The organism is Rossellomorea sp. FS2 (assembly GCF_047915635.1).
In the GTDB taxonomy this organism is placed as follows: domain Bacteria; phylum Bacillota; class Bacilli; order Bacillales; family Bacillaceae_B; genus Rossellomorea; species Rossellomorea marisflavi_A.
Window position 1 is genome coordinate 349714 of the sequence record NZ_JBLRVS010000001.1, and the last position, 13385, is coordinate 363098.

General features: G+C 50.6%; 15 protein-coding genes. 13 read left to right on the top strand and 2 right to left on the bottom strand.

Annotated elements, in window-relative coordinates:
• The first annotated feature begins 1 nt into the window (after position 1).
• From nadA to yajC, 11 genes are all read left to right on the top strand, one after another.
• Positions 2 to 1099: a quinolinate synthase NadA gene (gene nadA, locus ACNA6I_RS01890; RefSeq protein ID WP_048012636.1), complete on the top strand. Its 1098-nt coding sequence runs from the start codon at positions 2 to 4 to the stop codon at positions 1097 to 1099.
• A 163-nt stretch (positions 1100 to 1262) separates the two neighbouring features.
• Positions 1263 to 2885, top strand: a complete 1623-nt coding sequence (safA, locus tag ACNA6I_RS01895) for a SafA/ExsA family spore coat assembly protein (RefSeq protein WP_416312892.1) — start codon at positions 1263 to 1265, stop codon at positions 2883 to 2885.
• Between the two features lie 46 nt (positions 2886 to 2931).
• On the top strand, positions 2932 to 3861 hold the full coding sequence (locus tag ACNA6I_RS01900; protein WP_416312893.1) for a phosphotransferase: 930 nt from the start codon (positions 2932 to 2934) through the stop codon (positions 3859 to 3861).
• An 88-nt stretch (positions 3862 to 3949) separates the two neighbouring features.
• Positions 3950 to 4687 carry a YhcN/YlaJ family sporulation lipoprotein gene (locus ACNA6I_RS01905; protein ID WP_156184516.1) on the top strand — a complete coding sequence of 246 codons (738 nt, stop codon included), beginning with the start codon at positions 3950 to 3952 and terminating at the stop codon, positions 4685 to 4687.
• 121 nt (positions 4688 to 4808) lie between these two features.
• Positions 4809 to 5345, top strand: a complete 537-nt coding sequence (locus tag ACNA6I_RS01910) for an intercompartmental signaling factor BofC (RefSeq protein ID WP_148795575.1) — start codon at positions 4809 to 4811, stop codon at positions 5343 to 5345.
• A gap of 323 nt (positions 5346 to 5668) precedes the next feature.
• The gene (gene ruvA, locus ACNA6I_RS01915) at positions 5669 to 6277 is read left to right on the top strand and encodes a Holliday junction branch migration protein RuvA (protein WP_048006218.1); all 609 of its coding nucleotides are present in this window, start codon (positions 5669 to 5671) and stop codon (positions 6275 to 6277) included.
• 18 nt (positions 6278 to 6295) lie between these two features.
• Positions 6296 to 7297 (top strand): Holliday junction branch migration DNA helicase RuvB, encoded by a 1002-nt coding sequence (gene ruvB / locus ACNA6I_RS01920; protein WP_048006217.1) that lies wholly within the window; start codon positions 6296 to 6298, stop codon positions 7295 to 7297.
• The gene (locus tag ACNA6I_RS01925; protein WP_416312894.1) at positions 7294 to 7500 is read left to right on the top strand and encodes a DUF2905 domain-containing protein; all 207 of its coding nucleotides are present in this window, start codon (positions 7294 to 7296) and stop codon (positions 7498 to 7500) included. Before ruvB ends, ACNA6I_RS01925 begins: the two co-directional genes overlap by 4 nt.
• Positions 7501 to 7521: 21 nt before the next feature.
• On the top strand, positions 7522 to 8547 hold the full coding sequence (queA, locus tag ACNA6I_RS01930) for a tRNA preQ1(34) S-adenosylmethionine ribosyltransferase-isomerase QueA (RefSeq protein WP_048006215.1): 1026 nt from the start codon (positions 7522 to 7524) through the stop codon (positions 8545 to 8547).
• A gap of 33 nt (positions 8548 to 8580) precedes the next feature.
• Positions 8581 to 9720 carry a tRNA guanosine(34) transglycosylase Tgt gene (gene tgt, locus ACNA6I_RS01935; protein WP_048006214.1) on the top strand — a complete coding sequence of 380 codons (1140 nt, stop codon included), beginning with the start codon at positions 8581 to 8583 and terminating at the stop codon, positions 9718 to 9720.
• A 20-nt stretch (positions 9721 to 9740) separates the two neighbouring features.
• Positions 9741 to 10010: a preprotein translocase subunit YajC gene (gene yajC / locus ACNA6I_RS01940; RefSeq protein ID WP_048006213.1), complete on the top strand. Its 270-nt coding sequence runs from the start codon at positions 9741 to 9743 to the stop codon at positions 10008 to 10010.
• A 62-nt stretch (positions 10011 to 10072) separates the two neighbouring features.
• On the opposite strand, the gene ACNA6I_RS01945 is transcribed toward yajC, so the two are convergent.
• Entirely contained in the window at positions 10073 to 10468 is a 396-nt protein-coding gene (locus ACNA6I_RS01945; RefSeq protein WP_316247144.1) for a TIGR04086 family membrane protein, read from the bottom strand.
• Between the two features lie 150 nt (positions 10469 to 10618).
• On the opposite strand from ACNA6I_RS01945, the gene ACNA6I_RS01950 reads away from it, so the two are divergent.
• Positions 10619 to 11254 carry a DUF421 domain-containing protein gene (locus ACNA6I_RS01950; protein WP_048006212.1) on the top strand — a complete coding sequence of 212 codons (636 nt, stop codon included), beginning with the start codon at positions 10619 to 10621 and terminating at the stop codon, positions 11252 to 11254.
• A 32-nt stretch (positions 11255 to 11286) separates the two neighbouring features.
• Here ACNA6I_RS01950 and spoVB read toward each other — a convergent pair whose 3' ends face one another.
• Positions 11287 to 12831, bottom strand: coding sequence for a stage V sporulation protein B (gene spoVB / locus ACNA6I_RS01955; protein ID WP_048012715.1), 1545 nt, complete (start codon positions 12829 to 12831; stop codon positions 11287 to 11289).
• A 134-nt stretch (positions 12832 to 12965) separates the two neighbouring features.
• Between spoVB and ACNA6I_RS01960 the strand changes: the two genes are divergently transcribed.
• On the top strand, positions 12966 to 13286 hold the full coding sequence (locus tag ACNA6I_RS01960; RefSeq protein ID WP_048006211.1) for a post-transcriptional regulator: 321 nt from the start codon (positions 12966 to 12968) through the stop codon (positions 13284 to 13286).
• Positions 13287 to 13385 lie beyond the last annotated feature (99 nt).

Below are 13385 nucleotides of genomic sequence, written 5' to 3' on the forward strand. Positions count from 1 at the left end.
GATGGGAATTCTTGATACACTGCATGTTTCTCTGCCACCGTCCATCACCTCCATGACGACGGGTGAAATGGAGGAAAGGGTAAGGGAAATCAAACAAATGATGGGAAGCAGGCTCTTTATCCCTGGTCACCACTATCAAAAGGATGAAGTGATCCAGTTTGCCGATGCCGTTGGTGATTCACTCCAACTGGCGCAGGTTTCAGCTGAGAATAAAGAAGCGGAGTATATCGTCTTCTGCGGGGTCCATTTCATGGCGGAGACAGCCGATATGCTGACCGCACCGGAACAGACCGTCATCCTGCCCGACATGCGGGCAGGATGCTCCATGGCCGACATGGCCGATATCTACCAAACCGAGAAGGCGTGGGAGAAGCTGACGGAAACGTTTGGTGATGGGATCATTCCGTTGACCTATGTGAATTCCACCGCAGCCATCAAAAGCTTTGTAGGAAAGTACGGGGGGGCAACGGTCACCTCATCCAATGCCCATAACATGGTGAAATGGGCGCTAGGGGAAAAAGAAAGGATCCTATTCCTTCCCGATCAGCACCTGGGTAGGAATACGGCTGCCGATCTCGGGATTTCCCTGGATGACATGGCGGTATTCGATCCAGCCACGAATGAGCTTGTCCATGATGGGGATACGGAAAACATCAAAGTCATCCTTTGGAAAGGTCATTGCTCCGTGCATGAGAATTTCACCGTACAGAATATAGAGAACGTGCGCAACAATCATCCGGACATGAAGGTCATCGTCCACCCTGAGTGCAGGAGGGAAGTAGTTGAGCGGTCTGATTATAATGGCAGCACCAAATACATCATCGACATGATTGAACGTGCACCATCAGGGACGTCGTGGGCCATCGGAACAGAAATGAACCTGGTGAAGCGCCTCATTGCGGGACACCCAGACAAACACATTGTATCGTTGAATCCATATATGTGCCCTTGTCTCACCATGAACAGGATCGACCTGCCGCATCTGCTCTGGGCTCTTGAGCGTGTAGTGGCGGAGGATCCGGTCAATGTGATCAGGGTGGACCCTTCCGTCACGACCGAAGCCGTAAAAGCCCTCGAGCGCATGTTGAATCGTGCCTGACCGATCGCCGGGAAATCCCCCCGGCGGTTTTTTTCGTACTGTTCAAATCAGTGGCCGCGGCATAAAAGAATCCGCATAGTCATAAGTTTTTATGTAGATGATTAGCAATTTGCCCATCTTATCATAGGATATATAGACTTATGCCTGAGGAGGGGAATGACGCGTGAAGATCCATATCGTACAAAAAGGTGATACGCTCTGGAAAATCGCCAAAAAATATGGCGTCAATTTCGAAGAATTAAAACACATGAACGCCCAGCTGTCCAACCCGGATATGATCATGCCCGGAATGAAGATCAAAGTCCCTACATCCGGTGGAACCGTAAAAAAAGAGACACAGATCAAGTACGGTTCCAAGGAGGCTCCCAAAAAGGAAATGCCGAAAACAGAGCATCCTTTTAAAGAGCAGAAACCGATGACGATGCCTGCAGAACAGCCCAAGGCTGAAAAGCCGAAAGAAGCACAAAAACCGTTCACGCCAAAAATGCCACAGCCGGTCATCCCGGAGATCGACATCAACAACTATTACATGATGAATATGCAAGTACAGCCGAAGCAGCAACCGATGCAGCAACCGATGCAGCAACCGATGCAGCAGCCTGTCCAGCAACCAAAACAACAGCCGATGCAGCAAGTGAAACCGCAAGCAAAACCCCAGCCACAGACACCGCCTAAACCTGCCAATATCCTTCCAAAAGCAACGGAACCAAAAAAAGAAACGCCAAAAACAAATCACAGCGTAAAAGGGGTACAACAGGAAGAAAGCCTGGAAATGCCTCAACCACAACAAGGGGGATTCACTCAGCCTATGTATTATAATCCAAATCAATCAGTTCCTGTTTCACCAGTCATGCCGGGATTCGGTCATGGTGGAAACATGCAGCCGTGGCAGGGTGGCGGAATGGGTCCATGGAATCAAGTCCAGGGAGCCCAGTATCCTCAGATGAATATGCCGATGATGCATCATGGCTACGATGAAGATTCTTCTTCATTCATGCCTTTCATGCCGAATGCCCAGTCACCAATGCAGATGCCAATGCAAATGCCGATGCAGTCACCGATGCAAATGCCAATGCAGTCACCGATGCAGATGCCAATGCAAATGCCGATGGGCCAGCCTGGGGTAATGGGTGCATCCGATGAAAATCAAATGATGCACCAGGGGATGCCACAACCATGTTATCCAGTATCACCGATGATGCCTGGGCCAGGTTTCTGCGGACCAGGAGGATTCGGGATGCCTGGCCCATGGGGGCAAGAACAGGTGCAAGGCGCCATGATGGATGGACAGATGCCAATGGGTCAACCGGGTGTGATGGGAGCAGAGATGCATCATCAGATGCCGATGGGTCAACCTGGCGTGATGGGAGCAGAGATGCATCATCAGATGCCGATGGGTCAGCCTGGCGTGATGGGAGCAGAGATGCATCATCAGATGCCGATGGGTCAGCCTGGCGTGATGGGAGCACAGATGCATCATCAGATGCCGATGGGCCAACCGGGTGTGATGGGAGCACAGATGAATCAGCAAATGCCGATGGGTCAACCCGGTGTGATGGGAGCTAGTGATCAGGAGGATTGTGGATGTGGAGGCCCTCAACCACAGGGTCAGCCGCAATGGCAGCAGCAGGCTCCGCAGTGGAATCAACCGATGCCGTATGGAATGCCTCAGCCGCAGGGATTCGGACCGGGAATGATGGGGCAGGGTTTGCCTCAAGGTATGCAAATGGGTGCCCCAAGAGCATTCTCCATGCCGAACTTTTATGACGAAGACAATGAAGGATAGATGGGAGCATGGAGGAGACGACTACACAGTTCGTCTCCTTTCTTTTTTGCAATGGAAGTTGGGGGAACCCGGTGCATCGATCGACACGTTGAAAGACGGGAAATGGGTGCTGCAGTCCGGAGGAAGGAAGTGGTTTGTCAAGCGCTACTCTTCGGAGAAACGGTTCGCTCTCCAAGAAATGCTGATCAAAGAGCTCCTGCAAGGAGGGTTTAACCATGTCATCCCTTTGCATCCCCTGCATCAGACAGAGGTCATCTCGTTCGAGGGGAATGTAATCGGGATTTCATACTGGCTCGAGACGGCTTCTTCGATCGATTATGCTGAGGTTTCAGACAGGCAGGAAGCATGGCGTGTGTTAAAAGGATTCCATCACGCCACAAGGAGGATTCAGGGCGCATGGGTGGACGATGTGCCTGAGTTCAGGTGGCTTGACAAATGGAAGAAGCGGATGCAGTTGTTTGACTATCATCTACCGTATCTTCAACACTTTATTGCTCCCTATTATCTGTCCAGCTATCTTGAATGGGGAAGATGGGCCTGGGAGGAACTTGATGCACTTGGCCCTTATAAAGGAAAAAGATGCATGGTCCACGGGGATGTGGCCCATCATAATTTCTTAAGGGGAATCGACGGCCGCGTGTACCTCATCGACTTTGATTTACTGTCAAGGTCACCTGCCATCACAGATGATATCCAGATGGCCAACCGGGTACTTCCTTATCTGGATTGGTCGTTAAAGGACGTCTTGGCCATCCCCTCGATAAGGAAGTATAGAAATGATGCGGCGTTCTTCCTTGGACTGATGTATCCGAGTGATATTTTCAGGGAATGGAATCGATTCATCAGGGAGGGGCAGTCTTACAGGGAGCACGTGTGGCCATATCTGGTACAGATCACGCTGGGACAGTTTCACCAGCGGATGCGCTTCGTTCAGGAGCTGCACAGTGAATTACGGAGGATCATCACCCATTTGTAGGAGGTTGTCCCAACTATTGATGGAATGATTGGGTCCGTTCCTCCGCACCCTATAAACGAGCAATATGCTCAAATAGCGGTGAGGGGGAATGACTACGTTGAAGAGGCGCTATGCATTTCTTGGTATGACAGCATTCATGTCGCTTAACCTTGCTGCCTGCAGCAGTGCGGAGAAGGAATCCGGTCAGCAGTACTCGAATTCCTATGAACCACTGGGCTATTATTCGAATGAAGGTCATGGGGGAGATGAAAATGACCGCCATGATGGTCCTTTGACCGAAATGTTCGATCATTCCGTGGGCAGGGAAGGGCAGGATATCCGTAATCAGAAACATAAATTCCTGCAGGTGAGGGATGATGACGGCAATCCCCAGAATCCCACCACCCCCCTGGCACCATATGATGCAGGCTTCTTTGCCCAGGATAACCGTGGAAGTCACGGTGATGCCAATTATCATGGGCATCTCGATGATAATACCCGTAAGGCGCGAAATTCGTACTATACCGCCTACGAGGGGGATCTTGCAGAAAAGATCGGCGATGTCACGGGGCATGTGAAGAACGTCAGTGATGTTCGTGCCGTATCGTATGGGACCGACGTATTGATTGCCATCGAGGTCAGGGACCACTCGAAAGAAGAAGAAACAAAGCAACGTGTAGAAAAAGCGGTACAGCCGTACCTCGAAGGCAGGACTGTATCAGTCGTCACGGATGAAGGCACATTCAGCCGCGTCCGGAATATCGATAATGATCTGAGGGGCGGCGGACCGCTGGATGGGATCAACCTGGACCTGCATGATATGTTCAATACGATCCGCAACCCGTAGAAGCTTGACTGTATAAAGGGGAGGTCCCTTTGTACAGTCTTTTTTCAACTATCGGGATAAATCGTTCCCCTGATGGCAAGACTAGGGATAGCAATACATAATGAATCCCGAGGTGATCACGATGACGATGAACGTTCGGATCGTGTTTATGGTGATGTTGTTGACTGGAGCCACATATTTTACCTTCTTTTATTCAGATGAAAAGCAAGCGGCGGACGGACCGGTTCACGATGTACCCGTAGAGGAAACATCCGCACATACCGTCACGCTGATCCTGGAAAGGGTTTATCTTGATGGTGAAGTAAGTGAAGAAATCGTCCAGGAAACCATATGGAGCATGGAAGATTTCTGGGCTGCCTACGAAGAATGGCAGCTGATTGATATGAGCGAAGAACAAATCGTCTTTCAGAAGCAGATGGATGATATTTCGCCGCTGTTAAAAACGAATGGTTACTTCGGCCTGACTGAAGAAGGGGTATTATCCATTTTCAACGGCAAGCCAGGTCAAGCGGAAATCATCCAATCCTTTTTCCAAATCGACCTGGATAAGCTGGAGAGCAATCGGCATGACGATCTGGTAAACGGGATTCCCATCACATCCAAGGAAGCGTATGTAGACGTTCTCGAACAATTGAAACCTTACTCCCTGCCACAGTGAACAGCCGGTCATCTGACCGGCTGTTTTTTATGTGCGCATTTGGAAGAAAGTCAGAATCGGAAAAAACAGAAAAAATAAGAACAAATGTTTCTTTTTATCAGTGCTTTTCCATAAAATCAATAAGTGATATGATACAATAGATTTATTATGCGAGGCGGCGGTGGCCAGTATGGAAGGCTCCAGAGAGGATCTGTGCAAGGGGATCGAGAATAAGTCGAACCGGACCAAAAAGCAAAGGACTCCTTTTTGCCCGCCCGGCCTTATGCTTGTCGGGCCAGACCGACCCTCCTCCGCATTTCTTGTCAGAAAGTGAAGTGATTACTATGTATGAATATATTCGAGGTACTGTGCAGATGGTGAGTCCCGAGTATGTGGTGGTTGAAAATGGAGGGATTGGGTATCAATTATTTGCAGCCAATCCGTTTGCATATTCGAAATATCAGGGTCAGGAAATTCAGATTTTTACATATCAGCATGTGAGGGAAGATGTCATTGCCCTCTATGGGTTCCTTGCCTTGGAAGAGAAACTATTGTTCATGAAGCTCCTTAATGTATCAGGGATCGGGCCGAAAGGGGCCCTTGCGATTCTTGCGTCGGGTGCGCCTCAGCAGGTGATCACCGCCATTGAGGAAGAAAATGATACATTCCTTACGAAATTCCCGGGCGTAGGGAAAAAGACGGCGAGGCAAATGATCCTTGACCTGAAGGGGAAACTGCAGGACGTCGTTCCGGACTACTTCCCGAGCCTGTTCAATCCTGAAGAGACGGTCCTTGATTCCGGTGATGAAGCATTTGAGGAAGCAATCCTCGCCCTGAAGGCGCTTGGCTATTCCGATCGGGAGGTCAAGAAAATCAAACCGAAGCTCAAAGGGCAGGAGCTCTCTTCGGATGAATATATCAGGAAGGGCCTTCAGCTTCTTCTGAAATCCTAATGGAAAGGAGCAAATGAGATGGACGATCGATTGGTATCAGGCGAATCGGAACAAAATGAGGACCGTTTCGAATTCTCCTTAAGACCACAGACCATCAAGCAATATATCGGTCAGGACAAGGTCAAACACAATCTTGAAGTATTCATCGAAGCGGCGAAGATGCGGGAGGAAACGCTTGATCACGTGCTCTTGTACGGTCCGCCTGGACTCGGAAAGACGACCCTTGCGGCGGTGATTGCCAACGAGATGGGGGTCAATATGAAAACGACATCGGGTCCTGCCATTGAAAGACCGGGGGATCTTGCTGCCGTACTGACGGCCCTCGAGCCAGGAGACGTGCTGTTCATCGATGAGATCCACCGTCTGCCACGTGCGATCGAAGAGGTCCTCTATCCAGCCATGGAAGACTTCTGCCTAGATATTGTCATCGGCACCGGTCCCAGTGCGCGTTCGGTCAGGCTGGATCTCCCCCCGTTCACCCTCGTGGGGGCCACGACGCGAGCCGGCGCACTTTCTGCACCGCTCAGGGACCGCTTCGGTGTGCTCTGCAGGCTGGAGTACTACAATGAAGATCAGCTGAATGAGATCGTGAAGCGGACCGCCGCAATCCTCAGGACGGAAATCGATCCCGTTGCGGCAAAGGAACTCGCGAGAAGATCGAGGGGGACACCGCGTATCGCCAACCGGCTCCTGAGGCGCGTAAGGGATTTTGCCCAGGTCAAATCGGACGGGAATATTTCGGCGACGCTATCCAAGGAAGCGCTGGACCTCCTTCAAGTGGATCAGCTCGGTCTGGACCACATCGACCACAAACTTCTTAGGGGCATCATCGAGCGCTTCAGGGGAGGCCCGGTGGGGCTGGATACCATTGCCGCGAGCATAGGGGAGGAATCCCATACGATAGAAGATGTATATGAGCCGTACCTCTTGCAGATCGGATTCCTCCAAAGGACCCCGAGGGGCAGGATCGTCACGCATCTTGTGTATGAACATTTCCAGATGGAGGTGCCGGCCAATTGAGCGGTCTGCCGAAACTTCTGATGATTGCGGGAGCCGTCCTCCTCGTGGCCGGTTTGCTCCTTCAGTTCACGAAACTCGGGAAATTACCCGGTGATATCGTCGTGAAGAAGGAGAATGCAACTTTTTATTTCCCGCTTATGACTTCTGTCCTGTTAAGTGTTATACTGTCGTTGGTCTTTTATTTTATAGGCCGAATCAAATAAAGATAAGTCAGGTGACCTAAAGTGAAAGTTGAAGATTTTGATTTCCATCTGCCGGAGGAACTGATCGCTCAGACCCCGCTAGAGAATCGTTCTGAAAGCAGACTGATGGTACTGGATAAAGAAGATGGATCCATTGATCATCTTCAGTTTAAAAATATTGTCGATCTACTGGATGAAGGCGATTGCCTTGTACTGAATGATACACGTGTATTACCGGCCCGTCTTTTTGGGCAAAAAGAAGAGACGGGGGCCAACATCGAAGTCCTTCTCCTGAAGCAGGAAGAAGGAGATCAATGGGAGACCCTCGTCAAACCTGCCAAGCGCGTGAAGGTGGGCACGGAAATCGTCTTCGGTGACGGCAAGCTGAAAGCGACCTGTGTCGGGACGAAGGACCATGGTGGAAGGATCATGGAATTTGCCTATGATGGCATTTTCTATGAGGTGCTTGAGGAGCTTGGTGAAATGCCGCTGCCACCATACATCCGGGAACGCCTCGAAGAACAGGACCGCTATCAGACGGTATATGCGAAGGAGCGCGGATCTGCCGCCGCCCCTACAGCGGGACTCCACTTCACCGAGGAGCTATTGGAAGAGCTGAAGGCGAAGGGCGTTCATATCGCCTTCATCACGCTTCACGTCGGGCTGGGGACTTTCCGTCCGGTGTCGGTGGATTCGATCGAGGACCATGATATGCACTCGGAGTTTTACCAAATCTCCGAAGGCACGGCACGCCTCCTGAATGATGTAAGGGATAAGGGCGGGCGCATCATCACCGTCGGTACGACATCGACGCGGACCTTGGAGACGATCGCCTCCAAGCATGACCGTTTTGTGGAAGAGAACGGGTGGACGAATATCTTCATCTATCCGGGTTATGAATTTAAGGGGATCGACGGCTTGATCACCAATTTCCACCTGCCGAAGTCGACCCTCATCATGCTCGTGAGTGCTTTTGCAGGTCAGGAGCACGTCCTTAAAGCCTACGAGACAGCCGTCCAAGAGAAGTATCGCTTCTTCAGCTTCGGCGATGCCATGTTCTTAAAATAATCAGCTGCAACACTGAAAAAGGAGAATCACACGTTGACTGCAATCAGATATGAGCACATTAAAACATGTAAGCAAACAGGTGCGCGGCTCGGGAAGGTCCATACCCCACACGGCACATTCGAAACACCGGTATTCATGCCAGTCGGAACCCTTGCCACGGTCAAGACGATGTCACCGGAAGATCTGAAGGCGATGGATGCAGGGATCATCCTGAGCAATACCTATCACCTTTGGCTGCGCCCGGGCCATGAGATCATCCGGGAAGCAGGCGGACTCCATAAGTTCATGAACTGGGACCGTGCCATCCTGACCGATTCCGGAGGCTTCCAGGTATTCAGCCTGAGCAAACTCCGTAAGATCGAAGAAGAAGGGGTCCATTTCCGTCACCATCTGAACGGTGACAAGCTCTTCCTCAGTCCCGAGAAGGCGATGGAAATCCAGAATGCCCTTGGATCCGATATCATGATGGCATTCGATGAATGCCCGCCGTACCCTGCCGAATACGAGTATATGAAGAGTTCTGTCGAGCGTACATCACGCTGGGCCGAACGCTGTCTCGAGGCCCATCAGCGTCCACAGGATCAAGGGTTGTTCGGGATCGTACAGGGAGGGGAGTACGAGGAGCTGAGGAAGCAGAGTGCCCGTGACCTTACGTCACTCGACTTCCCTGGATATGCAGTAGGTGGCCTGTCTGTGGGAGAACCGAAGGATGTCATGAACAGGGTCCTTGAGTTCACCACTCCTCATCTGCCGTTCGACAAGCCGAGATACCTCATGGGTGTGGGCTCTCCGGATTCACTGATCGACGGAGCCATCAGGGGGATCGATATGTTCGATTGCGTCCTGCCGACGAGGATCGCCCGAAACGGTACCCTCATGACAAGTGAAGGCCGTCTCGTGGTGAAAAATGCCAAGTATGCCAGGGACTTCAGACCCATCGATGAAAAGTGCGACTGCTATACATGTAAAAACTATAGCAGGGCTTATATCCGTCATTTGATCAAATGTGACGAAACGTTCGGAATTAGGCTTACGACTTATCATAATCTGCATTTTCTGTTAAACTTAATGGAACAAGTCAGACAAGCGATTCGCGAAGATCGACTGGGGGACTTTAGGGAAGAATTCTTCGAACAGTACGGTTTCAACCGTCCGGATGCGAAGAACTTCTAATTTGAAAGGAGGGGAAACACATGCAAGGAGGACTAGGTTCAATCATCATGCTCGTCTTGATGTTCGTATTGTTCTATTTCCTGCTTATCCGTCCGCAGCAGAAGCGTCAAAAAGCGGTTGCACAAATGCAAAGCGAGCTGGCTAAAGGCGATAAGGTAGTAACAATCGGCGGACTTCACGGCTTCATCGATGCCATCGAAGAAGGAAAAGTCATCATCAAATGCGGTGATGGAAGCCGTCTTACATATGATCGCAATGCGATCAGGGAGATTGTTAAGACAGAAGTATAAAAAAAGCCTGTGCTCTTCCATGCTGTCAAGCGTGGACGGGTGCAGGCCTTTTTTTGTATGATTCAGTTTTCCTTCGGGTTGCCTCCGCTCAGGTTGACCCCGAGTACGCCACCCATCATCGCCGTCAGGATATAGCACCCATGATAGATCAGCTGCTCTGAAGACGGAGATGAGTCCAGTCCGAGATATTGAAAAAGGAAGACGAAAAGCGTATAAAGGATCCCCGTGGAACCTCCGAGCATCCATCCCTTGGTTTTGCCTTTTCCCCCCGACATGAATCCCCCGATGAACAGGGCCAGGAATGACACAATGGTGATGAATAAGGAAATGGCACTCTCCGTCAGACTGGTGAACCGAAGTAGCAATGAAAAGATCAAGCTTGCAGCGATGGCGATCACAAAGATAGTGACCGTGCCGAAGAGTACTGCGCCCCCTAATTTTTTGGCTTCTATGATCAATCTCTCCCTTCCAATTCTTCATTTGACGAGCTCTAGTACAAGCATATTCACCACCACCGGAAAAAAGACTGGCTTTTGGGCAAATATCCCTCTCATGAATGATCCTTACGGGTCGATACTATGAAGGATTAGCTGATGGAGGTGAATCGAATGGAGGAATATATCGTCATCGTGGCCCGGACGCTGATTCTTTACTTCTTGATCGTATTGATCTTCAGAATCATGGGGAAACGTGAAATAGGCGAACTGAGCATCCTGGATCTGGTGGTTTTCATCATGCTCGCCGAAATCGCTGTCATGGCGATCGAGAAGCCGAAGGATCCCCTGGCCCACTCCCTGATCCCCATGGTTGTGATGGTCGTGCTGCAGCTCCTGTTCGCCATGATATCCCTCCGTTCAAAATCCTTCAGGGAGATGATCGACGGGAAGCCTGCTGTCATCATCCATAATGGAAAGATTGATGAGGTGGTCATGAAGAAGCAGAGATACAATTTTGATGATCTCCTTCTCCAGCTGCGGGAAAAAGATGTGTTTAACGTGGCGGATGTCGAATTTGCGATCCTTGAAACATCAGGAAAGCTGTCGGTACTGAAAAAACAGGGGAGCGCCGACACATACGCCCTCCCCATCATACTGGACGGCGAGATCCAGACCGAACATCTCCAGCAGCTCGGCAAATCTCCATTTTGGCTGCGTGGCGAGATGAAAAAGAGGGGCTATCCTGCCATCAGGGATATTGCATTCTGCAGCTATGATAAGGGCGAATTCTATATAGATGAAAAATGATCCGGAGCTCGGTCCGGATCATTTTTCATTTGCTAGACAAACCGTTTGATCAACGGGATATTCTTCATATCTTCCTTCGTGATCAATCGCAGGAGGAAAGAGCATAGGATATAGACGATACACGTCGTGGCAATCCCGATCACAAGCCGGATGGACACGGGCTCAGAAGGGAAAAGTGTGAGCCAGGAATAATGACCCCACAGTCCCGAAAGCAGGATCACGGCCGCCACCACTGCATAATCCCTTATATAGAGCATGATGGGAACGGCCTTCAAGATGGTCATGAAGTGGAGGATGGTCACAAGGACGAATCCGACTACCATCCCAAGGGCAGCGCCGTTGATGCCGAATCCGGCTTGAGAAGCAAGGACGAAGATCACGCCGGTCTTCACCACGGCCCCGATCAGGCTGTTGATCATGGCCGCCCTCGCAAGGTTCAATGCCTGAAGGACTGCCTGCAACGGGCCTTGATAGTAATAGAACAGAAGGAATGGCGCCATGATCATGATGAACACCGCTCCGGTTTCGCTGCCATACATCAGCTGCATGAGGGGTTTTGCATAGATGTAGAGGACGACGATGGACAAACCACCTGTGATGAGGCAGATCCTCAGTGCCTGCTGAAGGCGGTATTCAATCAGTTTATAATTTTTCAAGGCATTCGCTTCGCTGATCGCCGGGACAAGGGATTGGGATAGAGAGACGGTAATAAAGGAAGGCAGGAACAGGAGTGGCAGGGCGTAACCCGTCAGTGAACCATATTGCGCTGTGGCCATGGAAGCCGTGACACCGGCGAGTGCGAGGCTGTGGGCGACAACGATCGGTTCAAAGAATAAAGAAATCGATCCGATCATCCTGCTACCCGTTGACGGCAGTGCCACTTCCATGAGTTCCCGCAGGGTCTCCTTCCCTTTATGGATGGATGAAAAGAATTGCTTCCGCAATCGGAACGTCTTCTTACGTTTAAAGTAAGTGAAAAGGAAGACCAAGGAAGCAAGCTCCCCTAGGACGGAAGCCACCATGGCCGCTGCTGCCGCATACTCGATGCCGTAGGGGAGGAAGGTTTTAGTCAGGACGGCGATGAGCGTGATCCTTACCACCTGCTCGATGACTTGAGAGTAGGCAGGTGGCTTCATCTGCTGCCGTCCCTGGAAATAGCCTCGTAGCACGGAGGAAATGGCGACAACCGGGATGATCGGTGCGATGGCGACCAACGGGTAATATGTACGCGGATCCGTGAACAGCGTCTGGGATAGATAGGGTGCCAGGAGAATGAGGGCAGGTGTGAAGATCAGGGAAAGACCCAGGGTGATGGAGAGGGAGACGACCAGGATCTTTTTCACCTTCTGCCGGTCCCCGCTGCTCTCTGCTTCTGATACCGTTTTCGATATGGCAATGGGGAGCCCGAACTGGACGATGGTAATGACCAGGAGCAGTGTAGGGAAGGCCATCATGAAAAGACCGACCCCCTCTGCCCCGATGAACCGGGCCACGACGATGCGGTTCACGAACCCCAGGACTCTTGTGATCAGGGCAGCGAGCATGAGAATGACGGTGCCTCTCAGAAATTTTGACATATACTTCCCTGCCTTCTCAAAATTGGTATTATCGTATACAATGATATATATGCATCCCAATGGTCCAAGCATGACAAGTTGGGAATAAATACGGCCGTATATTGCCGATCTTCCAAAATGGAGTGGGGAATGGAATGAAACCAAATCAGCATCCTTACGATCGATTTTATGATTCATTGGAGCCTGCACTGTTAAGCAAGGTGGAGGAATTCCATCTGTTCGGGTACGGGGAAGCCTCTCTGGAAAGACTATGGTTATACCTGACCAAAAAGAAATGGAAAAAGCCCGAAGTAAATGTGAAAGTGTATGAATTGGTCAGCGACATCCTCTCGGCTAAAGCAGGGGAATATATGACCTTCGAAACGGTCCAGGCCTATCGTTCGCCGAACTGGTTCGCCGATGTGAATGAGGATGAACTGAAGGAACTTCTGCATCCTTCCAGGGAAGAGAAATAGCACGGGAACAAATTGACATGGAATTCGTTCTCCGCCATAATGGGAATGTTGAAAGATAAAGGAATGGATTGAACGACACAGGCGATCGACGGGGATATC